This is a genomic window from Streptomyces sp. NPDC032091, assembly GCF_055580265.1.
In genome coordinates this window covers 30,560-55,479 of the sequence record NZ_JBVILR010000037.1, presented here as the reverse complement: position 1 = coordinate 55,479, position 24,920 = coordinate 30,560, and the positions used below count along the sequence as shown (strand labels likewise).

The window sequence follows — 24,920 nt, the reverse complement described above, 5'->3', positions numbered from 1 at the left end:
GAAACGGGACGGATGTTCATGGCAGATGCGGCCGGATCAGGGACCCGTCGGGGTGGTCGGGGGCCGGCAGACATCCATTCGGCCCCGACAGTCGCAATCGGGGGCGGCCTACGCGTCAGATCGCTACGCGCTTCTCTTTGCTTAGCGTCCGCCGTCCGTCTGGGGCTGCTGCCCGCAGGAAACGACGACGGGATCGCCATCCGGGGCCGGCGGGCGCCCCAGATCGCTACGCGCTCCTCATGCCCCAGCGTCTGGCAGTCGTCTGGGGCTGATACCCGCACCAAAGGACGATCAGGACGACATCCGGGCCCTCCGGCGCGCCAGATCGCTACGCGCTTCGCTCATCTCGGCGTCCGGCGGCCGTCTTGGCTCTCTGACCGCACCAGACGACGACCGGCAGGGCATCCCAGCCCACGACCACCCCTGGACGCCGAGAAAAGAGGAGCGCGTAGCGATCTGACGCGTAGGTCGTCCCCGATTGCCCTCGCGAGGGGGCCGAATGGGTGGCTGCCGGCCCCCGACCACCCCGAAGGGTCCCTGACACGGCCGGATGTCTCAGGTACATCCGTCCCGTTTCTTCTGGGGGCTTCCCGGCAGTCCTTGTCTTTCCGGGGCGGGTCGGGCTGTCAAGGGTGGCCGAAGGCCATCGCGTAGCGACGCGACGAAGGAGCGCCCTTGACAGGGCGGCCCGAACCGGAAGGACAGTGGGACTGACGGGAAACCCCCAGACCGGCTCTGAGACCGCCCAGGTCACACCCCGCCGGCCCCCACCACCGCCCCGCCCTTCGGCGCCGCTCGGCGGGGTCCGGCACTCCCCCCGCCCCCTACGGCAGGTGGTCCAGGCGGCGGAGGATGACGCCCTCGCGCAAGGCCCAGGGGCAGATTTCCAGGGTGTCCACGCCGAAGAGGTCCATCGCCGCCTCCGCCACCAGGGCGCCCGCCAGGAGCTGGGCGGCGCGGCCCTCCGAGACGCCGGGGAGGGTGGAGCGTTGCGCCGTGGTCATCGCCGTCAGGCGGGGGACCCACTCCTCCAGGGACTTCCGCGTCAGGTCGCGCTGGACGTACAGGCCGTCCGCCTCGCGGGCCGCGCCGGCGATGCGGGCCAGCTGCTTGAAGGTCTTCGACGTGGCCACCACGTGGTCCGGGGCCCCGAAGCGGCTGAACTCGCCGACCGTGCGGGCTATCTGCGCCCGGACGTGCCGCCGCAGCGCCTTCACGTCCGCCGGGTCCGGCGGGTCGGCCGGCAGCCAGGCCGAGGTGAGGCGGCCGGCGCCGAGGGGGAGGGAGACGGCGGCGTCGGGGTCCTCGTCGATGCCGTACGCGATCTCCAGCGAACCCCCGCCGATGTCGAGGACCAGCAGCTTGCCCGCCGACCAGCCGAACCACCGCCGGACGGCGAGGAAGGTCAGCCGGGCCTCGTCCTCCCCGCTGAGCACCGGCAGCTCGATGCCGGTCTCGGCCTTGACGCGGGCCAGGACCTCGTCGGCGTTGGGGGCCTCGCGGACGGCGCTGGTCGCGAAGGGCAGGACGTCCTCGCAGCCCTTGTCCTCGGCGGCCTGCACGGCCTCGCCGATGACCGAGACCAGGCGTTCGACGCCCTCCGGGGTGATCGCGCCGCGCTCGTCGAGCAGCTCGGCGAGGCGCAGCTGCTCCTTGTGGGAGTGCGCGGGCAGCGGGCGCGCGCCGGGGTGCGCGTCCACCACCAGCAGATGGATCGTGTTCGAACCCACATCCAGGACACCGAGTCTCATACGGGAAACGCTACTGGGCCGGACGCGGGGCAGTGGAGTAAGGGGCGCTTACGCTTGGCTTTGTGCCAAATACGACGAAGGCCGGCAAGAACCAGTCGAAGAAGAGCAAGGGCAAAGTGGCGGACGAGAAGGGCCTCGACTTCCCCCGGGCCTGGGTGGAGTTCCCCGATCCCGCCGACGACGAACAGGTCTTCCGCTGTGACCTGACCTGGCTGACCTCCCGCTGGACGTGCATTTTCGGCAGCGGTTGCCAGGGCATCCAGGCGGGCCGTGCCTCGGACGGCTGCTGCACGCTGGGCGCGCACTTCTCCGACGAGGAGGACGAGCAGCGGGTCGCGGAGCACGTGGCGCGGCTGACGCCGGAGCTGTGGCAGTTCCACGACGTGGGCAGCGAGAGCGGCTGGACGCAGCTCGACGACGACGGGGAGAAGCAGACCCGCCGCTGGGACGGGGCGTGCATCTTCCTGAACCGGCCCGGTTTCCCGGCCGGGGCGGGCTGCTCGCTGCACATCCTGGCGCTGAAGAGCGGGCAGGAGCCGCTGGAGACGAAGCCGGACGTGTGCTGGCAGCTGCCGATCCGGCGTACGTACGACTGGATCGACCGGCCGGACGACACCCGGGTGCTCCAGGTGTCGATCGGGGAGTACGACCGGCGGGGCTGGGGGCCGGGCGGGCACGACCTGCACTGGTGGTGCACGTCGGCGACGTCCGCGCACGGGGCCGGTGAGCCGGTGTACGTGTCGTACCGGGCGGAGCTGACGGAGCTGATGGGCACGGAGGCGTACGCGGAGCTGGTGAAGCTGTGCGAGGCGCGGCTGGCGTCCCTGCTGCCGATGGCGCCGCACCCCGCCGACCCGGCGTAGCCGCGCCCGTGCCCCTTCCGCCGCCTGCTCATGGCGCGGGGGGCGCCGGGTCCGGGGAAACCGTTCCTCCTGGGCCGGCCGGTGACGGCGCCGGGTCCGTGGGCTGCGTCGGGGTCGGCGTGGGCGTCGGGGTCGGCGTGGGGTCCGGGGTGGGTGTCGGGGTCGGGGTCGGCGTGGGGGTGGGCGTCGGCGTCGGGGTGGGGTCCGGGGCGGGCGGGGTCGGGTCGGTGGCGGGCGCGGGGCGGCCGCGGCCCTGGATGGAGACGACCGCTCCGCCCGGGTCGACGCCCACGCGCGCGGACCAGGCGCCGACGGGCTGGGCCTCGGTGTCGACGGTGATCCTCAGGGTGACCGATTCTCCGGGGGCGAGGGTGCCCGCCGTCTGGCCGGCGCGCAGCCAGGGCGCGTCGGACCAGAGCCGCCAGTCGACGGGGCTGCCGCCGGAGGCGTGGAGGGTGAGCAGGGTGGTGCCGCCGCGGGTGGTGGCGGAGACGGTGAGCCGGCCGGGGGCGCCCGGGCCGGCGGCGTCGGGGGTGGCGGGGGCGGCGCCGCTGCTGATCACCTCGACGGAGACGTCGGGGGCGGCGCTGCCGGAGGCGAAGCCGGGCTCGCCGGTGGTGCGGGCGGTGTTGCCGGTGTTCTCGTACGCGGTGAGCGGGCGGCCCTCGGCGAGCGGGGGCGGGATCCTCGCTTCGCCGGCGGAGATGCGGGTGCCGTCGCCGACGGGTTCGCCGATGGTGGGGGCGCCGCGGTAGGCGGCCCACAGGGCGATGACGGGGGCGGCGACGACGGTGGCCACGACGGTGGTGGTCACGGCCCGGGCGCGGAGCCGGTCGCGGCGGGCGGCGCGGTCCTTGGGGTCCATGGGGAAGCCGGTGCGGTCGAAGCGCGGGCCGGGGCGGCCGCCGCGGCGGCGGCCGGAGCGCAGCATGGCCGCGCGGACGGCCCCGCGGGGGGCGGGGACGAGCGGCAGCGCGGCGTGCAGGCCGCCGGAGCCGGGCCAGGGTGCGGCGGCGCCGACGCGTTCGGCGACACGCCGGCAGCGGGGGCAGTCGTCGACGTGGCGGACGAGTTCGGCGCGCAGGGTGCTCGACAGCAGGACGTCGCGGTCGCCGTCCTCGCCGGTGAGGCGGGAGACGGCCGGGCAGTTGCCGGTCTCGACGACGGCGAGGGCGGCGCGGGTGCGTTCGACCTCGCAGGCGGCGGCGGACAGGAGCTCGCGGGCGGCGGCGGGGGCGGTGCCGAGCACGGAGGCGAGTTCGGTGACGCCGAGGCGGTGGCGGACGGCGAGTTCGAGGGCCTCGCGCTGCTCGGGGGTGGTGCCGGCGGCCTCGGGCCAGGCGAGGCGGGCGAGCTCGGTGCGGCGGTAGGCGTTCACGTCGAGGGGGCGGTGCGGGCCCTGCGCCTGGGGCGCACGCTCGGGGGCGGTGTGCTCCGGCGTGCGCCGGGCGGAATGCGCCCCCAGGCGGGCGCGCCGCTGCTCGGCCAGCCGGCGCAGGCAGGCCCAGCGGGCGAGGGCGTACAGCCAGGCCCGCCGGTCGCCCTCGTCGGGACATCGGCCGGGGTGGCGGTCGGCGACCGCGAGGACGTCGCCGAGCGTGTCGGTGGCGGCGTCGTGGTCGCACAGGACGGAGAGGCAGTAGGTGAACAGCCCGTCGAGGTAGGGCTCGTACGGGGAGGGCGGCGGCTCGGCGTCGCCGGCCGGCCCGGGCCGGACCCCCGGCCCCCCGCCCGCGCCGGGCTCCGGCCGCGCGGTCCCGCCCGCACGGGGCATCCGGACCGTCGCGTCCTCCCCGGGCGTGCCCGCCCCGCCCTGCGGCGTGGCCGGTCCGGGTGTGCGCCGGTGCGCCCGGTGTGCGCCGGTGCGCGGTGCGGGGTCTCCCTGGTCGCTGCTGTTCACCTGGCGAAGGTAGGCGGCACGCCGGTGACGCTCCGGAAGCCTTCCCCGCTTTTAGCCCTTACGGGTGAACAGATCGCCGTCCCGCTGACCGCGCCCCTGACGCCTCGGGCGCCCGGGCGGGCACCGGCCCGCACCGCGTTGTCGGCGCCGCCGGTTACCGTGGGCGCCATGGCTGCCCGTACCTCTCGCTCATCCGCCAAGGACCGTCCGTCCTTCCGCTGCTCCGAATGCGGCTGGACGACCGTGAAGTGGCTCGGCCGCTGCCCGGAGTGCCAGGCGTGGGGGACGGTGGAGGAGATGGGCGCGCCCGCCGTGCGCACCACCGCGGCCGGCCGCGTCACCGCCGCCGCGCTGCCCATCGCCCAGGTCGACGGCCGGACGGCGACCGCCCGCAGCACCGGCGTCGACGAGCTGGACCGCGTCCTCGGCGGCGGCCTCGTCCCCGGCGCGGTGGTGCTCCTCGCGGGCGAGCCGGGCGTCGGCAAGTCCACGCTGCTGCTCGACGTCGCGGCGAAGGCGGCCAGCGGCGACCACCGCACCCTCTACGTCACGGGCGAGGAGTCCGCGAGCCAGGTGCGGCTGCGCGCCGACCGGATCAAGGCCCTCGACGACCACCTCTACCTCGCCGCCGAGACCGACCTGTCCGCTGTCCTCGGCCACCTCGACGCCGTCCGGCCGTCGCTGCTGGTCCTGGACTCCGTCCAGACCATCGCCTCCCCCGAGATCGACGGCGCGCCGGGCGGCATGGCCCAGGTCCGGGAGGTCGCGGGGGCGCTGATCCGCGCCTCGAAGGAGCGGGGCATGGCCACCCTCCTCGTCGGCCACGTCACCAAGGACGGCGCCATCGCCGGCCCCCGCCTGCTGGAGCACCTGGTGGACGTGGTGCTGAGCTTCGAGGGCGACCGGCACGCCCGGCTGCGTCTGGTGCGCGGCGTGAAGAACCGGTACGGGGCGACGGACGAGGTCGGCTGCTTCGAGCTGCACGACGAGGGCATCACCGGGCTCGCCGACCCCAGCGGCCTGTTCCTGACCCGGCGCGCCGAGGCGGTGCCCGGCACCTGCCTGACCGTGACGCTGGAGGGCAAGCGCCCGCTCGTCGCCGAAGTGCAGGCGCTCACCGTCGACTCGCAGATCCCCTCCCCGCGCCGCACCACCTCGGGCCTGGAGACCTCCCGGGTCTCGATGATGCTGGCGGTGCTGGAGCAGCGCGGCCGGATCACCGCGCTGGGCAAGCGGGACATCTACAGCGCGACGGTGGGCGGGGTGAAGCTGACGGAGCCGGCCGCCGACCTGGCCATCGCGCTGGCCCTGGCATCCGCCGCGAGCGACGTGCCGCTGCCGAAGAACCTGGTCGCCATCGGCGAGGTCGGGCTGGCCGGCGAGGTCCGGCGGGTGACCGGGGTGCAGCGGCGCCTCGCGGAGGCGCACCGCCTCGGGTTCACGCACGCGCTGGTGCCGGCGGACCCCGGGAAGGTGCCGCCGGGGATGAAGGTCACCGAGGTCGCGGACATGGGCGAGGCGCTGCGGGTCCTGCCGCGCGGGCGCTCCCGTACGCCGGCCAGGGAGCGGGCCGCGGCCGTCCCGGCGGAGTGAGCGGGAGCCGCCCGGTCGGAACATGTCGGACCGCTTCGGCGGAATGAGAGGCTCCGGCGAGCGGGGCGGGTAGGCAGGTCAGCGGGGCCGTACGGGCCGCCGCCCCGCCGGTGCGGCCCAAGGCCCGGCGGGCGCACAGGCGGCGCCGGTAGACTTTGTGCTGGTCCGCCCGGCCCTACAGGCGGCGCAACCCGTGACCGGAGGAGTGCAGTGGCAGCCAAGGACGGGGCAGCAGCATCCGGCAAGTCGGGCGCGAGCTCCAAGCACGAGGCGCTGATGCGCGCCTCCCTGAGCGCGGTCGCCCCCGGTCAGCCGCTGCGTGACGGTCTGGAGCGGATCGTCCGCGGCAACACGGGCGGGCTGATCGTCCTCGGCATGGACAAGGCGGTCGAGGCCATGTGTACCGGCGGCTTCGTCCTGGACGTGGAGTTCACCGCGACCCGGCTGCGGGAGCTGTGCAAGCTCGACGGCGCGCTCATCCTGGACAAGGACCTGACGAAGATCCTGCGGGCCGGCGTCCAGCTGGTGCCGGACGCGTCGATCCCGACCGAGGAGACCGGCACGCGCCACCGCACGGCCGACCGGGTGTCGAAGCAGTGCGGCTTCCCCGTGGTGTCGGTGTCGCAGTCGATGCGGCTGATCGCGCTGTACGTGGACGGGGAGCGGCGCGTCCTGGAGGAGTCCGGGGCCATCCTGTCCCGCGCGAACCAGGCCCTCGCCACGCTGGAGCGGTACAAGCTGCGGCTGGACGAGGTCGCGGGCACGCTGTCGGCGCTGGAGATCGAGGACCTGGTCACCGTGCGCGACGTCACGGCGGTCGCCCAGCGGCTGGAAATGGTCCGCCGGATCGCGACCGAGATCGCCGAGTACGTGGTCGAACTGGGCACGGACGGGCGACTGCTGTCGCTCCAGCTGGACGAGCTGACGGTGGGCATCGAGCAGGAACGGGAGCTGGTGATCCGCGACTACGTTCCGGAACCCACGGCGAAGCGTTCCCGCACGGTGGAGGAGGCGCTCCCCGCGCTGGACGCGCTGACGCATCCGGAACTGCTGGAGCTGGCGATCGTGGCGAAGGCGCTGGGGTACACGGGCTCGCCCGAGACCCTGGACTCGGCCGTGTCGCCCCGCGGCTACCGGCTGCTGGCGAAGGTGCCGCGGCTGCCGGGGGCCATCATCGAGCGGCTGGTGGAGCATTTCGGCGGGCTGCAGAAGCTGCTCGCCGCCAGCGTGGACGACCTCCAGACCGTCGACGGCGTGGGCGAGGCCCGCGCGCGGAGCGTGCGCGAGGGGCTCTCGCGGCTCGCGGAGTCCTCGATCCTCGAGCGCTACGTCTGACCGCTGCGCGGAGCCGCCGGACGCGACGGCCTAGTCCTGCTTGAGGACGAAGGACGTGCGGGCCACCCGAAGGCCCGGGGTGCGGACCTCGACCACGTAGGTGTCCGGGGCCGGCGTGCCCGCCGGAGGCGTCTGGCACTGGTCCGCGGCGCTCGGCTTGCGGTCCCACTCCAGCGACTGCTTCGCCTCCCCCTGGGCCGGCAGGCGGAAGTAGGCGTCGCCCGGGCCCGTGGGGCAGTCGGCCGAGGACCAGACCTGCTTGGCGCCGGTGGTCTGATAGATCGTCACGACGGCCTGCTTCGGGCCGAGTCCAAACTTGCAGGTGCTGCCGGAGATATTGCGGACGAGCAGTTCGAGGCGCGGCTTCTCGTTCGCCTCGTACTCGTTCTTCACGCTCTTGACCTCCCACTGCACCGCGCTGGCCGCGCAGGTGGGCAGGGGGGAGTCGGCCGGGAGGACCGCCGTGGCGCCCGCGCCGCCGGAGGCGGAGCCGGAGCCCGCGCCGCCGCCCTGGTCGGGGTTCTTGGACGTGCCGCCGCCCGCGCCGGAGGCGGAGCCCCCGCCGGTGCCCGACTCCGCGCGTCCGCCCGGGGCCTGACTGATCGCCGGGCCGGAGCCCGAGGGGCCCGGGGTGATCGTGCGGACCGGGCCGGAGCCGTTGCCGCCGCCCTTTCCATTCGTACTGGTCCCGCCCCCGCCGGAACTGACGAACCATACGGCGAGCAGCGCGGCGAGCGCCGCGACGGACGCCAGAACGGCCCTCCGCCGCCAGTAAATGGAGGAGGGAAGCGGCCCGACCGGATTGCGCAGAGATCCCACGTACCGAACCTTACGAGAACTCGCGCCGCGATCCGTGCCCCACATGCCGCGCACACGACGGGTTTTGCCGATGATCATCTTGCGGGACGACGCCGGAGCGGCAAGATCAGGCCAGGGTCTGACGTGGCCGTGACCAGGCGTTGAGTACGGTCGGTCACCATGGACACCTCCGCCCTCTACCGCGACATCACCGACTTCGCCCACGGCACGCCCCTCTGGGTGCAGTCCGCCTTCGAGGCCTGGACCGAGTTCGGGCTGCTGCTCTTCGGACTGCTCTACATATCCGTCTGGTGGCGTGCGCGCGGCCAGGGCGACCCGTCGACCGTGGCACGGGCCGTGCTCGCACCGCTCGTCACCGCGCTCGTGTACGTCGCCTCCGAGCTGGTGAAGTCGACCATCGACGAGGAGCGGCCCTGCCGGGCGGTGGCGGGGGCGGCCGCCTCGCTGGTGCCGTGCCCGCCGTACGGGGACTGGTCCTTCCCCAGCAACCACTCCGCCATCGCGGGCGCGGCCGCCGTGGCGCTGGCGCTGGCGGTGCCGCGCCTGGCGGTGCTGACGCTGCCGATGGCCGTGCTCATGGCCTTCTCGCGGGTGTTCGTGGGGGTGCACTACCCGCACGACGTGGGCATGGGGCTGCTGCTCGGCGCCTCGCTGGGCGCGCTGGCCGTGGCGCTGCTGACCGGACCGATGACCCGGGTGATCGCCGCCGTACAGGGGAGCGGGATCCGCGCGGCCGTCTGGTTCACCGGTCCGGGCCCCGCACGGCACCCGTAGAACGTGCCAGGATGCCCCTGACATGACTGCTTCCGCCGAATCCACCGCGTCCCCCGCGTCCTCCGTGTCCCCCGCTTCCGCGGCCGCCCTGCACGAGCCCGTCATCGCGTGGTTCGACGAGCACGCCCGCGACCTGCCCTGGCGCCGCCCCGAGGCCGGCCCCTGGGGGGTGATGGTCAGCGAGTTCATGCTCCAGCAGACCCCCGTCAGCCGGGTCCTGCCGGTGTACGAGCAGTGGCTCGCCCGCTGGCCCCGGCCCGCCGACCTGGCCGCCGAGGCACCGGGCGAGGCCGTACGGGCCTGGGGGCGGCTCGGCTACCCCCGGCGGGCCCTGCGCCTGCACGGCGCGGCGGCGGCGATAACGGAACGCCACGGCGGCGACGTGCCGCGCGACCACGCCCAGCTGCTCGCGCTGCCCGGGATCGGCGAGTACACGGCCGCGGCGGTGGCCTCCTTCGCCTACGGGCAGCGGCACGCGGTGCTCGACACCAACGTGCGCCGGGTCTTCGCCCGCACCTCGACCGGCGTGGAGTACCCGCCGAACGCGACCACCGCCGCCGAGCGGCGCCTGGCCCGGGCCCTGCTGCCCGAGGACGAGGCCACGGCGGCCCGCTGGGCGGCGGCCTCCATGGAGCTGGGCGCGCTGGTCTGCACGGCCAAGAGCCCGGACTGCGTGCGCTGCCCGGTGGCGGGGCTGTGCGCCTGGCGGCTGGCCGGGAAGCCCGCGCACGACGGGCCGCCGCGGCGCGGACAGACGTACGCCGGGACCGACCGGCAGGTGCGCGGCCGGCTGCTGGCCGTGCTGCGCGAGGCGTCGGGGCCAGTGTCCCAGGCGCAGCTCGACGCGGTGTGGGACGAGCCGGTGCAGCGGGCCAGGGCGCTGGACGGGCTGGTGTCCGACGGGCTGGTGGAACCGCTCGCCCGGGGGACGTACCGGCTGCCGCAGGGCCGGGCCGTGCCCTCCGGGCCGGGCCTGCCCCGGAATCCGTAGCGGCCGGCCCACGGATTCCGCAGGTCCGCCGGGGTGCGCCCCCGGCGCCCCGGAGCCGAGCGCCGTATTCCGTTCCGGGCCGGCAAACCCCGGCTCACCGGCGCTGTTACACAACCTACGGGTGTCCGTGCGCCCACCGCAGGCTGACCCGCACAGTGCCGTGACAAGCCCTCCGTACCTTCGGATCCGTAAGGCAGCGGGTGACGGGGACGGCAGCGGAGGCGGTCTGGATGGCGCACGGAGATGTACTCGAATTCGAGGAGTACGTACGCACCCGGCAGGACGCCCTGCTGCGCAGCGCCCGGCGCCTGGTCCCGGACCCCACCGACGCGCAGGACCTCCTCCAGACCGCCCTCGTGCGCACGTACGGCCGCTGGGAGGGCATCGCCGACAAGTCCCTGGCCGACGCCTACCTGCGCCGCGTCATGATCAACACGCGGACGGAGTGGTGGCGGGCCCGCAAGCTCGACGAGGTCCCCACCGAGCAGCTCCCGGACGCCTCCGTCGAGGACGGCTCCGACCAGCGCGCCGACCGCGCCCTGCTCATGGACATCCTCAAGGTGCTCGCGCCCAAGCAGCGCAGTGTCGTGGTGCTGCGACACTGGGAGCAGATGAGCACCGAGGAGACGGCCGCGGCGCTCGGAATGTCGGCGGGAACCGTGAAGAGCACACTGCACCGCGCACTGGCCCGGCTCCGCCAGGAGCTGGAGAGCCGGGACCTGGACATGCGTGCGCTCGAACGCGGTGACCACACCACGCGTCACGAGGGGCGGGAGCGGTGCGCGGCCTGAACGGCCAAACCCTGAGCGGTAGAAGCTCGCTGGTGCTGACGTCGGCGGGGACGGTCGTCCTCGTCGGCACAGTGCTGTTCGCCGCGGGCTGCTCCGCCGGCGGCACGGGCCTGCGCGACGGCGGCCCCGCCCGCACGGAGTCGGTGGCCCGTAACACCCAGCCCAACCAGCCCACCGCCGCGCCCAGCGGCCCGGCGGCCATGGGCCACTCCCCCGCCGCGGGCACGGGCACCCCCCTCAAGAAGGTCGACCCGGTGGCCCTGCTGAAGGCCGACCCCAAGGTCAGCGCCGAGGTCAAGCGGGACCTCAAGCCATGCACGGGCAAGGAGTACCCCGTCGACGTCAGCTACGGGAAGATCACCGGGAGCTCCGTCGTCGACATCGTCGTCAACGTCCTGTCCTGCGCCGACGCCCTCGGCCGCGGCTCGTACGTGTACCGGTCGGACGGCGGCAGGTACGAGAATGTCTTCGCCGACGAGCAGCCTCCCGTCTACGCCGAGATCGACCGGGGCGACCTGGTCGTCAGCAAGCCGGTCTACGGCAAGAGCGACGCGCTCTCCTACCCCTCCGGCGAGGACGTGATCACCTACCGCTGGAACGGGGAGAAGTTCGCCGAGCAGGACCGGGTCCACTCGGAGTACAGCAACGTCGGCGACGGCGGGGCCCAGCCGGCTCCGGCCGTCACGCCCCCCAAGAACTGACCGCACAAGCAGACGGAAAAGACCGGAGTGAGGCTGGGCATGGCCGAGACCCACGTGCTGTTCGTGGAGGACGACGACGTCATCCGCGAGGCCACGACCCTGGCGCTGGAACGCGACGGGTTCGTGGTCACCGCCATGCCCGACGGCCTGTCCGGCCTGGAGTCCTTCCGCGCGAACCGCCCGGACATCGCCCTGCTGGACGTGATGGTCCCCGGTATGGACGGCGTGAGCCTGTGCCGGCGCATCCGCGACGAGTCCACCGTCCCCGTCATCATGCTCTCGGCGCGCGCCGACTCCATCGACGTGGTCCTGGGCCTGGAGGCGGGCGCCGACGACTACGTCACCAAGCCCTTCGACGGCTCCGTCCTCGTCGCCCGCATCCGCGCGGTGCTGCGCCGCTTCGGACACGCCGGCGGCGCCCACAACGGCGGCAACGGCGGGGCCGACGGCGACGACTCCGACGAGCGCGGCGTGCTGTCCTTCGGCGAGCTGGAGGTCGACACCGAGGGCATGGAGGTCCGCCGGGCCGGCACCCCCGTCGCCCTGACCCCCACCGAGATGCGGCTGCTGCTGGAGTTCTCCTCCGCGCCCGGCACCGTCCTGTCCCGCGACCGGCTCCTGGAGCGGGTGTGGGACTACGACTGGGGCGGCGACACCCGCGTCGTGGACGTCCACGTCCAGCGGCTGCGCACCAAGATCGGCCAGGACCGGATCGAGACGGTCCGCGGCTTCGGATACAAGCTCAAGGCATGAGAACCACAGCATGAGGCGTTTCACCCTGCGCACGGGGATCCGCTGGAAGATCACGCTCGCCATCGCCGCCGTCGGCGCCCTCACCGCGCTCGCCCTGAGCCTGGTGGTGCACAGCGCCGCCCGCGTGTCGATGCTGGAGAGCGCCCGCGACTCGGAACTGGAGCGGGTCCAGTACATCGCCCGCACCCCCGACGCCGGCCGCAAGCCCATCTGGGGCGCCAAGGTCAACGACCCCGAGCTGCCCGCGGAACTGCGCGAGAAGGCCCGCTCGGGGCGGCGGGGCACCTACATCCAGGAGACCCCCAAGCGGGCCCCCGAGGTGTGGGCGGCCGTACCCCTCGGCAACGGGCAGGTGCTCTCCATGCACCACCAGTTCCGCGAGAGCGCCAACATGGTGCGCGACCTGGACCGGGCCCTGGTCATCGGCTCCCTCGCCGTCGTCATCGGCGGCTCCGCGCTCGGCGTGCTCATCGGCGGGCAGATCTCCAGCCGGCTCCGCAAGGCCGCGGCCGCCGCCCAGCGGGTCGCGCACGGGGACCCCGAGGTCCGCGTCCGGGACGCCGTGGGCGGCGTCGTACGCGACGAGACCGACGACCTCGCGCGGGCGGTCGACGCCATGGCCGACGCCCTCCAGCAGCGGCTGGAGGCCGAACGGCGGGTCACCGCCGACATCGCGCACGAGCTGCGCACCCCCGTGACGGGCCTGCTCACCGCCGCGGAACTGCTGCCGCCGGGCCGGCCCACGGAGCTCGTGCGCGACCGCGCGCAGGCGATGCGGGCCCTGGTCGAGGACGTCCTGGAGGTGGCCCGGCTGGACGGTGCGTCCGAGCGGGCCGAGCTCCAGGAGGTGGCACTGGGCGAGTTCGTGACCCGCAGGGTGACGGCCCTGATGCCGGAGGCCTCCGTACGGGTCGTCGCGGACGAGATCGTCAGCACCGACCCGCGCCGCCTGGAGCGGATCCTCGGCAACCTCCTGGCCAACGCCGCCCGGTACGGGCAGGCGCCGATCCAGGTGGACATCGAGGGCCGGGTCGTCCGCGTACGGGACCACGGGCCCGGCTTCCCCGAGGCCCTGCTGCGGGAGGGCCCGAGCCGGTTCCGCACCGGCTCGACGGACCGGGCGGGCGTCGGGCACGGGCTGGGCCTGACCATCGCAGAGGGCCAGGCCCGCGTCCTGGGCGCCCGTCTCACCTTCCGCAACGTCGCCGCCCCGGGCGGCGCGGAGAACGAGGGCGCGGCGGCGGGAGCGGTGGCGGTGCTGTGGCTCCCGGAGCACGCCCCGACGACGACGGGCAGCTTCCCGATCGTCCAGCTCCCCGGCTGACCCCCGGGCGGTACCGGTCCGGGGGCTCACGGCTCCACGGCGATGTTCTAGCATCCGTGCCATGACTGACGGTACGGATCGCCCTGACAACCCCCAGCCCGGCCCCGCCTCCGGCGGGTACGGCTATCCCCAGCCCGGGCAGTCCAACCCCTACCAGCCGGAGCCGGCGGCCGGGCAGCAGGGGCAGGGCTTCGGGCCCCCGCCCGTGGCGGACGAAACGTTCCCGCCGCCGATACCCGAGGCCTTCAGCGCCACCCCGACCCCCGACTGGCAGGCGATGGCCGACGCCTCCGAGGCGCAGCGGCGCAAGCGCCGGTTCCTGGCCATCGGGGGCGGGGCGCTCGCGGTCGTCCTGGTGGCGGCCGGCTCGGCGTTCTTCCTGCTGGGCGGCGACGGCGACGACCCGGACAGCAAGCCGACCACCGCCGCCTCGGGCTCCCCCAGCCCCTCGGGCTCCTCCGCGTCCCCCGACAAGAAGTCCGAGGACGACTCCCCCACCGTCCCCGGAGAGCCGAACCTGCTGCGCGACCGCAACGGCAAGATGGGCATCGCCCTGAGCCCCGGCGCCTCCCTCGGCGAGCTGGCCAACCGGACCGAGATCCGGTTCAAGGGCGCGGCGGACTCCTACGCGCAGGGCGCCGAGGCGGCCGTGGACGTGACGAAGAGCTTCTCCGTCTCCACCCGCGCCTACAACGTCTCCGAGAGCGGCCCGCGCATGGCCGTCAGCCAGGGCGACGGGGTCTCGTACTCCTTCGAGCTGGGCTTCGAGGTCGTCAACGGGAAGAAGGCCTGGGTGTTCCGGGTGCAGACCGGGGACAAGGGCCAGGCGGCGACCGCCCAGCAGATCGTGGTGGACAACGTCGACACCACCCGCCAGTGGACGTTCCTCACCGGCACCTACGACGCGGAGAAGAAGACGATCGCCCTCTGGGTCGACGACAAGCAGGCCGGCCAGGCACAGGTCTCCGGGATCTGGGCCGGCCCGGGACCGCTCCAGCTGGGGCGGGCCCGCCACCACGGGATCTGGAGCGCCTCGTGGATGGGTCCGCTGGACCACGTCCGGATCTTCGACCAGGTGCTGGGCCAGGAGCAGATCACGGGTCTGAAGAACAACAAGCTCGGCAAGACCAAGCCGACCCACTCCTGGCTCGTGTGAGCCGCCGGGCTCAGACGGTGACGCCGACGCTGCGCAGGAAGACCACCGGGTTGATCGCGGAACCGTAGTTCGGGGTGGTCCGGATCTCGAAGTGAAGGTGCGGACCGCTGGAGTTCCCGGTGTTGCCGGACAGCGCGATCTTCTCGTCCACGGCGACCTTCTGGCCGACCTTGACGAGGATCTTCGACAGGTGGGCGTACTGGGAGTACGTGTTGTTCGCGTGCTTGATCACGACGGCGTTGCCGTAGGCCGGGCCGTCGCCGCCGCCGTTGGGGCCGGCCTTGACGACGGTGCCGGCGGAGGCGGCGTGCACGGCGGTGCCGACGGGGACGGCGAAGTCCTGGCCGGAGTGCTTGTGGGACCACATGGCGCCGCCCTTGCCGAAGGTGGCGGAGAGCGTGTAGCTCGCCACGGGCTTGTCCCACAGGCCGGCCTTCGCGGCGGCGGCCTGGGCGGCCTGGGCCTGCGCCTGGGCCTGCGCCTGGACGGCGGCCAGCTCGGCGGCGGCGGGCAGGGTCGCGGGGGCCTCGTCGGCGAAGGCGGCGGTCGTCCCGGCCCCGAGGGCCAGCGTCGCACCGAGGGCGGTGGCGGCGAGGGCGGTACGGGTACGGCGGGTGCTGACGCGCTTCGCGGACATGTGGGGACCTCCGGGGCCGGGGACGGGGTGCGGGCAAGAAAGATCCCGGCACCGCGGCCTTCCGCCGCCACTGCCGGGCTTGCCCCACCTTGGTAACCCGCGCCCCCGCTCTTCCCCAAACGTCCGATTTACTACCCGGGCTCGTAGCCGCCCCGACCCGCCGGGCCCCCGTTGACGCGCCCGTCCAGCCCCAATGCGGGGACAAACCGGACACCTCACCCTACGGCGCCCCGTAGTAGGTCCGTTTTGTTCTGTGCGGCTTGTCACCGCCTCCAGGGCGCAAAAGGGGCGGCCCCCGGAACCCTCAGGTCCCGGGGGCCGCCCCTCACGCGCTACCGCTCCGCGTCACGCGCCCTTCGACAGGTCCGGGCCGGAGCCCGTGGCCTCGATCGGGGGGAGGTCCGGCAGGGTCGACTTCTCCTCGCCGCGGAAGGTGAACTTGGCTTCCTCGCCCTCACCCTCGACGCCCACCACCACGATGTGACCGGGGCGCAGCTCGCCGAAGAGGATCTTCTCCGACAGCAGGTCCTCGATCTCGCGCTGGATGGTCCGGCGCAGCGGGCGGGCACCCATGATCGGGTCGTAGCCGCGCTTGGCCAGGAGCAGCTTCGCGTCACCGCTGAGCTCGATGCCCATGTCGCGGTCCTTGAGGCGCTCGTCCACCTTGGCGATCATCAGGTCGACGATCTGGATGATGTCTTCCTGGCTGAGCTGGTGGAAGACGACCGTGTCGTCGACGCGGTTGAGGAACTCGGGCCGGAAGTGCTGCTTGAGCTCTTCGTTGACCTTCGCCTTCATCCGGTCGTAACCGGTCTTGACGTCACCCTGCGCCGCGAAGCCCAGGTTGAAGCCCTTGGAGATGTCCCGCGTACCCAGGTTGGTCGTCATGATGATGACCGTGTTCTTGAAGTCGACGACCCGGCCCTGGGAGTCGGTCAGGCGACCGTCCTCCAGGATCTGGAGCAGCGAATTGAAGATATCCGGGTGCGCCTTCTCGACCTCGTCGAAGAGGACGACGGAGAACGGCTTCCGGCGGACCTTCTCGGTCAGCTGGCCGCCCTCTTCGTAGCCCACGTAGCCGGGGGGCGAACCGAAGAGACGCGAAACCGTGTGCTTCTCGCTGAACTCCGACATGTCGAGGGAGATCAGCGCGTCCTCGTCACCGAAGAGGAATTCGGCGAGGGTCTTCGACAGCTCGGTCTTACCGACACCGGACGGGCCGGCGAAGATGAACGAGCCACCCGGGCGCTTCGGGTCCTTCAGACCCGCACGGGTACGGCGGATCGCCTGGGAGAGCGCCTTGATGGCGTCCTTCTGGCCGATGACGCGCTTGTGGAGCTCGTCTTCCATGCGGAGCAGCCGCGAGGACTCCTCCTCGGTGAGCTTGAAGACGGGAATGCCGGTCGCGGTCGCGAGGACCTCGGCGATGAGCTCGCCGTCGACCTCGGCGACGACGTCCATGTCGCCGGCCTTCCATTCCTTCTCGCGCTTGGACTTCGCGGCGAGCAGCTGCTTCTCCGAGTCACGGAGCGAAGCGGCCTTCTCGAAGTCCTGGGAGTCGATGGCCGACTCCTTGTCGCGGCGCACGGCCGCGATCTTCTCGTCGAACTCGCGGAGGTCCGGCGGCGCGGTCATCCGGCGGATGCGCATCCGGGAGCCGGCCTCGTCGATCAGGTCGATCGCCTTGTCCGGCAGGAAGCGGTCCGAGATGTACCGGTCGGCCAGGGTCGCGGCCTGCACCAGGGCCTCGTCCGTGATGGAGACGCGGTGGTGGGCCTCGTACCGGTCACGGAGACCCTTGAGGATCTCGATGGTGTGCGGCAGCGAGGGCTCGGCCACCTGGATCGGCTGGAAGCGGCGCTCCAGCGCGGCGTCCTTCTCCAGGTGCTTGCGGTACTCGTCGAGCGTCGTGGCGCCGATGGTCTGGAGCTCACCACGGGCCAGCATGGGCTTCAGGATCGAAGCGGCGTCGATCGCGCCCTCCGCGGCACCCGCACCGACCAGCGTGTGGAGCTCGTCGATGAACAGGATGATGTCGCCGCGGGTGCGGATCTCCTTGAGGACCTTCTTCAGGCGCTCCTCGAAGTCACCGCGGTAGCGGGAACCGGCGACCAGCGCACCCAGGTCCAGGGTGTACAGGTGCTTGTCCTTGAGGGTCTCGGGCACCTCGCCCTTGACGATGGCCTGGGCCAGCCCCTCGACGACGGCGGTCTTGCCGACGCCGGGCTCGCCGATGAGGACCGGGTTGTTCTTGGTCCGGCGGGACAGCACCTGCATGACCCGCTCGATCTCCTTCTCGCGCCCGATGACCGGGTCGAGCTTGGATTCGCGGGCAGCCTGGGTGAGGTTGCGGCCGAACTGGTCGAGGACCAGCGAGGTCGAGGGGGTGCCCTCGGCCGGGCCGCCTGCGGTGGCCGACTCCTTGCCGCCCCCGGTGTAGCCGGAGAGCAGCTGGATGACCTGCTGCCGGACCCTGTTCAGATCGGCGCCCAGCTTCACGAGGACCTGGGCGGCGACGCCCTCGCCCTCGCGGATCAGGCCGAGCAGGATGTGCTCGGTGCCGATGTAGTTGTGGCCGAGCTGGAGGGCCTCTCGGAGCGAAAGCTCCAGGACCTTCTTCGCCCGCGGCGTGAAGGGGATGTGGCCGGACGGGGCCTGCTGGCCCTGACCGATGATCTCCTCAACCTGCTGGCGAACAGCCTCGAGCGAAATCCCGAGGCTCTCCAGGGCCTTAGCGGCGACACCCTCACCCTCGTGGATCAAGCCCAGGAGGATGTGCTCGGTGCCGATGTAGTTGTGGTTGAGCATCCGGGCTTCTTCCTGAGCCAGGACGACAACCCGCCGCGCGCGGTCGGTGAACCTCTCGAACATCGTTTATCGCTCCTCAGAGCGGTCGGGCAGTTCGGGGTCGGTCCCCGCCCTGTCCTTCCGCATGCTAGTCCCGCGGGACGGGACAGCTCATTCCAACTGCCGACATCCGTCCACGGCTCACCCCCACGTCGGTGAGGAAAACCGGCTGTAAGAGCCGACTACTGCTCCAACCCGATGGTGCGAGACGATGTTCCCGCAGGCCAGGCAGATACCCGTCACACGTGTACGCCGATGGCGAACGGAAGCCGCTCAAATCAGCGTGTCGCCCCGATCCACTAGGAATGTCTTACCCGTAAGGACTGACACTCCATGCCGGTCAGCACGGTTCCCTCCGCTACGGGCGAACACGCTTGTGTCCCGAATGTGGGACTCCGCTCCGCGGATGTTTACGTTCCGCATTGAACCGGACGCACTGCGTAACCCGGCGGCGGCGCTCGGAGTTCATCCGTTCATGGCCGTCGTCAACGTCGTGAACGCCGTTCCCCCACCCCGTGTTCCGCCCCGCGTTCCCCCCGGGCCGGACACCCGTGCCTGGTACGAGCGGGTGCTCGGATGGACCGTGGCGGCCGGGCCGCCCGTGCGGCTGGTCACCGGGGTCGGGTTCGACGTGCTGGAGCTGCCGGCGGACGCCGGAGCCGGGCTGCTGCGCCGTCCCGGCCTCACCACCGGTCCGGTGGCGCTTGAGGGGCGCGGGATGCGCTTCCTGGTCGCCCCGGGGGCCGCCGACGAGCTGGAGGGGCTGCTCGACTGGCTGGAGTGGGGCGGAGTGGAGCTGGAGCTCGCCGCCCAGGGTGCGGGGGGCGGGATCACCGCCCCCGTGCCGCCCGGGCGCGGGCCGGGTGGAAACCCTCAGGGGGCCGCCGTCTGGCTGCGGCCCCCCGAGCCGGGGTGCGAGGCCTCGCTGCCGGCCCTGCCCGGTCCGGGGCGGGGCCGCGGGCCCGATCTCGTACGCCTGGTGGCCGCGGCGGCGACGGAGTGCCACCGCGCCCGCCTGGGGCGGCGTACGGGTCAGCCCTTGGCGTTCTCGTAGGCCTCGCGGATTTCGGCCGGGACGCGGCCGCGGTCGTTGACGCTGAGGCCCTGGGCCTTGGCCCACGCACGGATCTCGGCGGTGTCGGGGCTGCCCGTGGAAGCCGCGGCACGGCCCTTGGCGCGGCCGGTCGAGGCGCGTCCACCGGTGCGGCGGCCGCCCTTGGTGTACGGGTCGAGCAGCCCGCGGAGCTTTTCAGCGTTGGCGGTGGTGAGGTCGATCTCGTAGGTCTTGCCATCCAGAGCGAACGTCACGGTCTCGTCCGCCTCGCCACCGTCGAGGTCGTCGACAAGAAGGACCTGAACCTTCTGTGCCACCGGATTTCCTTTCATCGAAAATGCAGTACGCGGAAAGGAAACCGCTTTTGCCTGGAAAACACAAACCCCCGGGGAGAGGTTCAGGAGCTCTACAAGGCGGGAAACGTACGCGATTCGGACATAGGCCACAGGGGGCTGCGGCCTGGAATAGCCCTCGCGTCCGTTCAGAGGTGCAGCAGCATCCGGCTGTTGCCCAAGGTGTTCGGCTTCACTCGTTCGAGACCGAGGAACTCGGCGACTCCCTCGTCATAGGAACGCAGGAGCTCCATGTAGACATCGGTCTCCACCGGGGTCTCGCCGATCTCGACGAACCCGTGCTTCGCGAAGAAGTCGACTTCGAAGGTCAGGCAGAATACCCGGCTCACCCCGAGCCGGCGGGCCGTCTCCAACAACTTGGCGAGCACCAGGTGCCCGACTCCGGCGCCCTTCAGGCCGCGGTCCACCGCGAGCGTGCGCACTTCCGCGAGGTCTTCCCACATGACGTGGAGAGCCCCGCAGCCCACCACCTGGCCGTCGGAGTCGCGTTCCGCGACCCAGAACTCCTGGATGTCCTCGTAAAGGACGACCGGTGCTTTGTCGAGGAGGATCCGCTGCTGCACGTACTGGTCCAGCAGGCGGCGCAGGGCCGGAACATCTCCGGTGCGCGCGCGGCGGATGGTCACTGTTTTCGCGTCTGTGGAAAGCTCTCCCATAGGCCGGACGCTATCGCCCCGGCCCGCTCCGGCGCGCGCCGGAGCCCCCTTCCTCTCCGGGTGCGGACGCGGTCCCGCCCGGAGCGGCGCCGGGGCCGGGGCCGGGGGCCCCGGGGGCGGCGGACGCGGGGGCGTCGGCGGCGGTCTGGGGGTCGGGTTCGTCGTGCTGGACGATCCGTACGGCGTCGCGGAGGGCCTCGCGCTGTTCCGGGGACATCATGCCGAAGAAGGCGACGAGGGCGGCCGCGGGGTTGTCGCTCGTCGACCAGGCTTCGTTCATCAGTGCGGCCGAGTAGGCGGCGCGGGTGGAGACCGCCGTATATCGATAGGCGCGGCCTTCCGCTTCCCGGCGGACCCAGCCCTTCTGATGGAGATTGTCCATAACGGTCATGACCGTGGTGTACGCGATGGACCGTTCCTGCTGGAGGTCTTCCAGGACTTCCCGAACGGTGACCGGGCGGTTCCACTGCCACACCCGCGTCATGACTGCGTCTTCGAGTTCTCCCAAGGGGCGAGGCACAGCAGCACGATAGTGCGGAATGGGCGGAATTGCCCGACTATTCGTGGTGCAACGCGCGGCCAATACCCGGGCGGCGGCGCTACTTCTGCGGCTGGCCGGCTTCGGCGCGGGCGAGCACGGCGTCGACGGCCGCGTCTTCCTTGGCCTTGTTGGCGCCGCCCTGGCTCTTCACGATCGTCCTCACGAGGAAGATGAAGAACGTGGCCATCACGATGGGGGGCACGAGCGCGGAAACGTAGTCCATGCCCCCCAGCGTAGCTACACCGCCGCGCGGCCGGCCGCCGGGGGCGGGGCGGGCTTGCGCCGCGGCGGGAAGACCTCGCCGGGCGTGGGGACGGGCCGTCCGGGGCGCGGCGCCTGGGGGCGCGGGGGCTCCTTCGGGGGTGTCTCGGGACCGGGCCGCGCGGGGCGCGGTTCCTCCGGGTCGGGAGCGGCGCCGCGCGGCTCCCCGCGTCCGCCGGGCAGGGCCAGCAGGCGGGTCCGGGGTGCGGGGGCGGCGGCCGCGAGCCGGCGGCGCACGGAGCGCTCCGCGACGCCCCGGGCGCGTTCCAGTACGGCGGCGGCGACCGGGTTGGCCCGCAGGGCGCGCAGGGCGGCGAGGTCGTCCGGGTCCGGCTCGTACCCGGCGGCCAGCGCGTCCTGGAGCAGCTCCAGGTAGCCGGAGAGGCTCCCGGGGAGGGCTCTGCGGTAGCGGGCGAGGTCGTCGAGCAGGAAGGCTCTGAGCCGGCCCGCCTCCAGGACCGCTTCGTCCACCGACGCCGCGAGGCGCAGGCAGTCCTGGACCTCGGCGGGTGTCAGGGGGGCGGTGGAGGACTGGAGGGCGTGGGCGAGGCTACGCCTGAGCACGCGCAGCTCGGCGGCGCTGAAGGCCATGCCGCCGCGGGATCCGTAGGGCGTGGGCATGACCCGAAGATACGCGCTAATCGGACAAAATCCCCTGATGGCGGGGGACTGCGGCGCGGCGTGCGGGCCCGGCGGGCCCCGCCGGGCTCAGCCGGTCTCCTTCACGGCCTCGACGAAGTCGGCCCAGGCGGCGTGGGTGGTGGCCATCACGAGGTGCGCCGGGTCGGCCCGGTCGGCCACCCGTACGAGGGTGCCGGGGGCGGCCGCCACGTAGACGCAGGCCTCTCCTTCGCCGCAGTACGACGATTTGCGCCACTCGGTCGGGGCGTTCGTCATGGTGTCTCCTCCGTCGTGGACGGGTCACGTTTGCCTCTCCAGCGGGACGCTACCTCCGTGTGAGTCACCCTCCGGCCACTTCCCGTAAAAAACACGGCCGATAAATGTCACTCCCCCGTCACCCCGCCGTGACGGCCCCGTCACTCGACCGGAAAGGCGTAGGCGATCTCGTAGCGGGAATCGGGGACGACGAGGTCCGCGGTCTCCACGGGGCGGCCGTCGGAGTCGATGTAGGTCCGCTCGATCCGGGTGATCATCGAGCCGAGGCTGATCCCGAGCAGGTTGGCCTGGTCCTGGTTGGCGCGGGAGGGGCGCGGGACCTCCACCACGGAGGTGACGGTGATGCCGATGGACCGCATCCGCGCCACCACGCCCGCTCCGCGCATCTCGCCGACCTCGGGCAGGACGATCGGGGTCCCGGAGGTGAGGGCGAGGGGCTCCCAGGACTCGGAGAGCTCGGCGGGGCTGCCGTCGGCCATGAACTCGTAGCGGGTCAGCACGCAGGGGGCGCCGGGTTCGATGGCCAGCCGGGCGGCGATCCGCTCGGGGGCGGGGACCTGGGGGTGGGTGCGGGAGTCCCAGGAGGCGGCGATGCCGTGGGCGGCGGCCTCGGAGCGGAAGGTGTTGCCGGATCCGGGGACCCGGCGGCGGGTGCGGAGCATCCGCATGCGGCGGCGCGGGGTGCGCACGTACGTGCCGGAGCCGGCGCGGCCCTCCAGGAAGCCCTCGATGATCAGCTGCTCCATCGCCCGCTGGGTGACGCCCTGGCCGACCCCGTACTCCTCGGCGAAGCGGGCGCGGGAGGGGAGCCGGTCCCCGATCTTCCACTCACCCGCCTCGATCCGGGTCCGGAGGGACTCGACCACCTGCAAGTACGGTGATTCACGGGGCATTCGGGCCGTCCTCTACCGTCTCGACCGTGCCGCTCGGGAGCGCGTGCGTCCGACGCCGACAAGCTAACCGATCAGCTTGAAGCTGAGCATTCGGGGTGACGGTGGGTACGGGGGCCGGTACATGCGACTCCCGTGCGGGGAAAGGCCGTTGGGCCCGCGGAGCGCTCCGCCCGCCGCGCCCCCGGCGGGGCTGGGCGGGCGGAGTGCCGTGCGCTCACTCGAAGTTGGGCGCGTTGCGCTCGTACACCAGCCGCAGGCCGATCAGGGTCAGCCAGGGCTCGTGCTCGTCGATCACCGAGGTCTCGCCGAGGACGATCGGGGCGAGCCCGCCGGTGGCGATGACGCGGACGTCGTCCGGGTCGCCGTCCGGGCCCACCAGGTCCCGCGCCATGCGGTGGACGATCCCGTCGACCTGGCCGGCGAACCCGTAGACCACGCCCGACTGCATGGCCTCGACCGTGGACTTGCCGATCACGTTGCGCGGCCGGGCCAGCTCGATCTTGCGCAGCTGGGCGCCGCGCATCCCGAGCGCCTCCATCGAGATCTCGATGCCCGGGGAGATCACCCCGCCCACGTACTCGCCGCGCACGGAGATCGCGTCGAAGGTGGTCGCCGTCCCCATGTCGACGACGATCGCCGGGCCCCCGTACAGCTCGACGGCGGCGACCGCGTTGACGATGCGGTCCGCGCCGACCTCCTTCGGGTTGTCCATCAGGATCGGCACGCCTGTCTTGACCCCGGGCTCCACCAGCACCGACGGCACGTCGCCGTAGTAGCGGCGGGTGACCTCGCGCAGCTCGTGCAGGACGGACGGGACCGTCGCGCAGATCGCGATGCCGTGGATCCCGTCGCCCAGCTCGCTGCCGAGCATCGGGTGCATCCCCATCAGGCCCTGGAGCAGGACGGCCATCTCGTCCGCCGTGCGGCGCGGATCGGTCGAGACCCGCCAGTGTTCGACGATCTCCTCGCCGTCGAACAGGCCCATGACGGTGTGGGAGTTGCCCACGTCGATGGTGAGCAGCACGGACTACACCGCCTCACGCAGGTCGAGCCCGATGTCCAGGATCGGCGAGGAGTGCGTGAGCGCGCCCACGGCCAGGTAGTCCACGCCGGTCTCGGCGTAGGCGCGGGCGGTCTCCAGGGTGAGGCGGCCCGAGGACTCCAGGACGGCGCGGCCGGCCACGAGGGTGACGGCCTCCTCGGTCTCCGGGACGGTGAAGTTGTCCAGCAGGATCAGGTCGGCGCCCGCGTCCACGACCTCGCGGACCTGGTGCATCGTGTCGACCTCGACCTCGACCGGGACGTCCGGGAAGGCCTCGCGGACGGCCTTGAAGGCCTGGGCGACGCCGCCGGCGGCGACCACGTGGTTGTCCTTGACCAGCGCCGCGTCCGACAGGGACATGCGGTGGTTGACGCCGCCGCCGCAGCGGACCGCGTACTTCTCCAGCGAGCGCAGGCCGGGGGTGGTCTTGCGGGTGTCGCGGACCTTGGCCTTCGTGCCCTCCAGGACGTCCGCCCAGCGGCGGGTGGCCGTGGCGATGCCCGAGAGGCGGCACAGGATGTTCAGGGCGCTGCGCTCGGCCGTCAGCAGGTCGCGGGTGCGGGAGCGGACGGACAGCAGCAGCTGGCCGGCCTCCACCCGGTCGCCGTCCTCGGCGTGCCGCTCGACCTCGAAGGCCTCCGTACACACCACGGAGAACACCGCCTCGGCGATGCGCAGGCCGGCCACGACGCCGGCCTCGCGGGCGACGAAGTCGGCGACGGCCTCGGCCTCTTCGGGGACGGTGGCGACGGTGGTGACGTCGACGCCGCCGTCCAGGTCCTCGGACAGCGCCATGTGCGCGACGTCCTCGACCTCGATCGGGTCGAGGCCCGCGTCGACGAGCAGCTGGGCGAGCGCCGGGTCGAGGCCGCTCTCCTCGCCGTCGCCGCAGCCGCAGTCGTCGCCGCAGCCGCCTTCGGTCTGCTCGATCAGGGGGAGTTCGGGGGTGCTCACGGTCGGTGCTCCTGGCTTGAGGGGTGTGGGGAAC

Annotated in this window: 25 protein-coding genes; 11 read left to right on the top strand and 14 right to left on the bottom strand. The window is 72.8% G+C overall.

Annotation, left to right across the window (positions count from 1 at the left end; translation table 11 throughout):
- Positions 1-824 precede the first annotated feature (824 nt).
- Positions 825-1,751: a Ppx/GppA family phosphatase gene (locus ACZ5NJ_RS36280; RefSeq protein ID WP_468770832.1), complete on the bottom strand. Its 927-nt coding sequence runs from the start codon at positions 1,749-1,751 to the stop codon at positions 825-827.
- A gap of 62 nt (positions 1,752-1,813) precedes the next feature.
- On the opposite strand from ACZ5NJ_RS36280, the gene ACZ5NJ_RS36275 reads away from it, so the two are divergent.
- The gene (locus tag ACZ5NJ_RS36275) at positions 1,814-2,614 is read left to right on the top strand and encodes a DUF3109 family protein (protein WP_468770830.1); all 801 of its coding nucleotides are present in this window, start codon (positions 1,814-1,816) and stop codon (positions 2,612-2,614) included.
- 28 nt (positions 2,615-2,642) lie between these two features.
- On the opposite strand, the gene ACZ5NJ_RS36270 is transcribed toward ACZ5NJ_RS36275, so the two are convergent.
- Positions 2,643-4,514, bottom strand: a complete 1,872-nt coding sequence (locus ACZ5NJ_RS36270) for a BACON domain-containing protein (RefSeq protein WP_468770829.1) — start codon at positions 4,512-4,514, stop codon at positions 2,643-2,645.
- Positions 4,515-4,682: 168 nt separating this feature from the next.
- Between ACZ5NJ_RS36270 and radA the strand changes: the two genes are divergently transcribed.
- Together radA and disA are read left to right on the top strand one after the other, a co-directional pair.
- On the top strand, positions 4,683-6,107 hold the full coding sequence (gene radA / locus ACZ5NJ_RS36265; protein ID WP_468770827.1) for a DNA repair protein RadA: 1,425 nt from the start codon (positions 4,683-4,685) through the stop codon (positions 6,105-6,107).
- A 210-nt stretch (positions 6,108-6,317) separates the two neighbouring features.
- A complete protein-coding gene (gene disA, locus ACZ5NJ_RS36260) occupies positions 6,318-7,442 on the top strand; it encodes a DNA integrity scanning diadenylate cyclase DisA (protein WP_351890220.1) in 1,125 nt (374 codons plus the stop codon).
- Between the two features lie 30 nt (positions 7,443-7,472).
- On the opposite strand, the gene ACZ5NJ_RS36255 is transcribed toward disA, so the two are convergent.
- A complete protein-coding gene (locus ACZ5NJ_RS36255) occupies positions 7,473-8,261 on the bottom strand; it encodes a hypothetical protein (protein ID WP_468770825.1) in 789 nt (262 codons plus the stop codon).
- A gap of 159 nt (positions 8,262-8,420) precedes the next feature.
- Here ACZ5NJ_RS36255 and ACZ5NJ_RS36250 point away from each other — a divergent pair, with 159 nt between their 5' ends.
- From ACZ5NJ_RS36250 to ACZ5NJ_RS36220, 7 genes are all read left to right on the top strand, one after another.
- The gene (locus ACZ5NJ_RS36250; protein WP_468770823.1) at positions 8,421-9,035 is read left to right on the top strand and encodes a phosphatase PAP2 family protein; all 615 of its coding nucleotides are present in this window, start codon (positions 8,421-8,423) and stop codon (positions 9,033-9,035) included.
- A gap of 22 nt (positions 9,036-9,057) precedes the next feature.
- Complete coding sequence (locus ACZ5NJ_RS36245) at positions 9,058-10,026, top strand: HhH-GPD family protein (protein ID WP_468770822.1); 969 nt, start codon at positions 9,058-9,060, stop codon at positions 10,024-10,026.
- A 230-nt stretch (positions 10,027-10,256) separates the two neighbouring features.
- Entirely contained in the window at positions 10,257-10,817 is a 561-nt protein-coding gene (locus ACZ5NJ_RS36240; RefSeq protein ID WP_468770821.1) for a SigE family RNA polymerase sigma factor, read from the top strand.
- 35 nt (positions 10,818-10,852) lie between these two features.
- Positions 10,853-11,518, top strand: coding sequence for a hypothetical protein (locus ACZ5NJ_RS36235; RefSeq protein WP_468770852.1), 666 nt, complete (start codon positions 10,853-10,855; stop codon positions 11,516-11,518).
- A 39-nt stretch (positions 11,519-11,557) separates the two neighbouring features.
- Positions 11,558-12,271, top strand: coding sequence for a two-component system response regulator CseB (cseB, locus tag ACZ5NJ_RS36230; protein ID WP_468770819.1), 714 nt, complete (start codon positions 11,558-11,560; stop codon positions 12,269-12,271).
- 10 nt (positions 12,272-12,281) lie between these two features.
- Positions 12,282-13,595, top strand: coding sequence for a two-component system sensor histidine kinase CseC (cseC, locus tag ACZ5NJ_RS36225; protein WP_468770818.1), 1,314 nt, complete (start codon positions 12,282-12,284; stop codon positions 13,593-13,595).
- 61 nt (positions 13,596-13,656) lie between these two features.
- Entirely contained in the window at positions 13,657-14,751 is a 1,095-nt protein-coding gene (locus ACZ5NJ_RS36220) for a LamG-like jellyroll fold domain-containing protein (protein ID WP_468770816.1), read from the top strand.
- Positions 14,752-14,761: 10 nt separating this feature from the next.
- On the opposite strand, the gene ACZ5NJ_RS36215 is transcribed toward ACZ5NJ_RS36220, so the two are convergent.
- Both ACZ5NJ_RS36215 and ACZ5NJ_RS36210 read right to left on the bottom strand, forming a co-directional pair.
- On the bottom strand, positions 14,762-15,388 hold the full coding sequence (locus tag ACZ5NJ_RS36215) for a M23 family metallopeptidase (RefSeq protein WP_468770815.1): 627 nt from the start codon (positions 15,386-15,388) through the stop codon (positions 14,762-14,764).
- A gap of 345 nt (positions 15,389-15,733) precedes the next feature.
- Positions 15,734-18,259, bottom strand: a complete 2,526-nt coding sequence (locus ACZ5NJ_RS36210; RefSeq protein WP_468770813.1) for an ATP-dependent Clp protease ATP-binding subunit — start codon at positions 18,257-18,259, stop codon at positions 15,734-15,736.
- Positions 18,260-18,710: 451 nt separating this feature from the next.
- On the opposite strand from ACZ5NJ_RS36210, the gene ACZ5NJ_RS36205 reads away from it, so the two are divergent.
- Complete coding sequence (locus ACZ5NJ_RS36205; protein ID WP_468770811.1) at positions 18,711-19,289, top strand: SCO3374 family protein; 579 nt, start codon at positions 18,711-18,713, stop codon at positions 19,287-19,289.
- On the opposite strand, the gene ACZ5NJ_RS36200 is transcribed toward ACZ5NJ_RS36205, so the two are convergent.
- The 9 genes from ACZ5NJ_RS36200 to nadC all read right to left on the bottom strand — a co-directional run bounded on the left by ACZ5NJ_RS36200 (position 19,268) and on the right by nadC (position 24,886).
- Positions 19,268-19,606 carry a histone-like nucleoid-structuring protein Lsr2 gene (locus tag ACZ5NJ_RS36200; RefSeq protein WP_468770809.1) on the bottom strand — a complete coding sequence of 113 codons (339 nt, stop codon included), beginning with the start codon at positions 19,604-19,606 and terminating at the stop codon, positions 19,268-19,270. The genes ACZ5NJ_RS36205 and ACZ5NJ_RS36200 overlap by 22 nt on opposite strands.
- 164 nt (positions 19,607-19,770) lie before the next feature.
- Positions 19,771-20,298, bottom strand: a complete 528-nt coding sequence (locus ACZ5NJ_RS36195) for an amino-acid N-acetyltransferase (protein ID WP_468770807.1) — start codon at positions 20,296-20,298, stop codon at positions 19,771-19,773.
- A gap of 10 nt (positions 20,299-20,308) precedes the next feature.
- Positions 20,309-20,782 (bottom strand): BlaI/MecI/CopY family transcriptional regulator, encoded by a 474-nt coding sequence (locus ACZ5NJ_RS36190; RefSeq protein ID WP_468770806.1) that lies wholly within the window; start codon positions 20,780-20,782, stop codon positions 20,309-20,311.
- 115 nt (positions 20,783-20,897) lie between these two features.
- The gene (locus tag ACZ5NJ_RS36185; RefSeq protein WP_167747589.1) at positions 20,898-21,062 is read right to left on the bottom strand and encodes a hypothetical protein; all 165 of its coding nucleotides are present in this window, start codon (positions 21,060-21,062) and stop codon (positions 20,898-20,900) included.
- Positions 21,063-21,076: 14 nt separating this feature from the next.
- Positions 21,077-21,721, bottom strand: a complete 645-nt coding sequence (locus ACZ5NJ_RS36180) for a hypothetical protein (protein WP_468770804.1) — start codon at positions 21,719-21,721, stop codon at positions 21,077-21,079.
- 87 nt (positions 21,722-21,808) lie between these two features.
- On the bottom strand, positions 21,809-21,997 hold the full coding sequence (locus ACZ5NJ_RS36175) for a DUF397 domain-containing protein (protein ID WP_388943344.1): 189 nt from the start codon (positions 21,995-21,997) through the stop codon (positions 21,809-21,811).
- A 140-nt stretch (positions 21,998-22,137) separates the two neighbouring features.
- Positions 22,138-22,890, bottom strand: a complete 753-nt coding sequence (locus tag ACZ5NJ_RS36170; protein ID WP_468770802.1) for a GntR family transcriptional regulator — start codon at positions 22,888-22,890, stop codon at positions 22,138-22,140.
- 214 nt (positions 22,891-23,104) lie between these two features.
- The gene (locus tag ACZ5NJ_RS36165) at positions 23,105-23,914 is read right to left on the bottom strand and encodes a type III pantothenate kinase (protein WP_468770800.1); all 810 of its coding nucleotides are present in this window, start codon (positions 23,912-23,914) and stop codon (positions 23,105-23,107) included.
- A gap of 3 nt (positions 23,915-23,917) precedes the next feature.
- Positions 23,918-24,886, bottom strand: a complete 969-nt coding sequence (nadC, locus tag ACZ5NJ_RS36160; protein ID WP_468770798.1) for a carboxylating nicotinate-nucleotide diphosphorylase — start codon at positions 24,884-24,886, stop codon at positions 23,918-23,920.
- Between the last annotated feature and the right edge of the window lie 34 nt (positions 24,887-24,920).

Coding starts and splice junctions, on each gene's coding strand:
- ACZ5NJ_RS36280 (WP_468770832.1), bottom strand. CDS start 1,751: ATGAGACTCGGTGTCCTGGATGTGGGTTCGAACACGATCCATCTGCTG.
- radA (WP_468770827.1), top strand. CDS start 4,683: ATGGCTGCCCGTACCTCTCGCTCATCCGCCAAGGACCGTCCGTCCTTC.
- ACZ5NJ_RS36250 (WP_468770823.1), top strand. CDS start 8,421: ATGGACACCTCCGCCCTCTACCGCGACATCACCGACTTCGCCCACGGC.
- ACZ5NJ_RS36245 (WP_468770822.1), top strand. CDS start 9,058: ATGACTGCTTCCGCCGAATCCACCGCGTCCCCCGCGTCCTCCGTGTCC.
- ACZ5NJ_RS36240 (WP_468770821.1), top strand. CDS start 10,257: ATGGCGCACGGAGATGTACTCGAATTCGAGGAGTACGTACGCACCCGG.
- cseB (WP_468770819.1), top strand. CDS start 11,558: ATGGCCGAGACCCACGTGCTGTTCGTGGAGGACGACGACGTCATCCGC.
- cseC (WP_468770818.1), top strand. CDS start 12,282: ATGAGGCGTTTCACCCTGCGCACGGGGATCCGCTGGAAGATCACGCTC.
- ACZ5NJ_RS36220 (WP_468770816.1), top strand. CDS start 13,657: ATGACTGACGGTACGGATCGCCCTGACAACCCCCAGCCCGGCCCCGCC.
- ACZ5NJ_RS36215 (WP_468770815.1), bottom strand. CDS start 15,388: ATGTCCGCGAAGCGCGTCAGCACCCGCCGTACCCGTACCGCCCTCGCC.
- ACZ5NJ_RS36210 (WP_468770813.1), bottom strand. CDS start 18,259: ATGTTCGAGAGGTTCACCGACCGCGCGCGGCGGGTTGTCGTCCTGGCT.
- ACZ5NJ_RS36205 (WP_468770811.1), top strand. CDS start 18,711: ATGGCCGTCGTCAACGTCGTGAACGCCGTTCCCCCACCCCGTGTTCCG.
- ACZ5NJ_RS36195 (WP_468770807.1), bottom strand. CDS start 20,298: ATGGGAGAGCTTTCCACAGACGCGAAAACAGTGACCATCCGCCGCGCG.
- ACZ5NJ_RS36190 (WP_468770806.1), bottom strand. CDS start 20,782: ATGACGCGGGTGTGGCAGTGGAACCGCCCGGTCACCGTTCGGGAAGTC.
- ACZ5NJ_RS36185 (WP_167747589.1), bottom strand. CDS start 21,062: ATGGACTACGTTTCCGCGCTCGTGCCCCCCATCGTGATGGCCACGTTC.
- ACZ5NJ_RS36180 (WP_468770804.1), bottom strand. CDS start 21,721: ATGCCCACGCCCTACGGATCCCGCGGCGGCATGGCCTTCAGCGCCGCC.
- ACZ5NJ_RS36175 (WP_388943344.1), bottom strand. CDS start 21,997: ATGACGAACGCCCCGACCGAGTGGCGCAAATCGTCGTACTGCGGCGAA.
- ACZ5NJ_RS36170 (WP_468770802.1), bottom strand. CDS start 22,890: ATGCCCCGTGAATCACCGTACTTGCAGGTGGTCGAGTCCCTCCGGACC.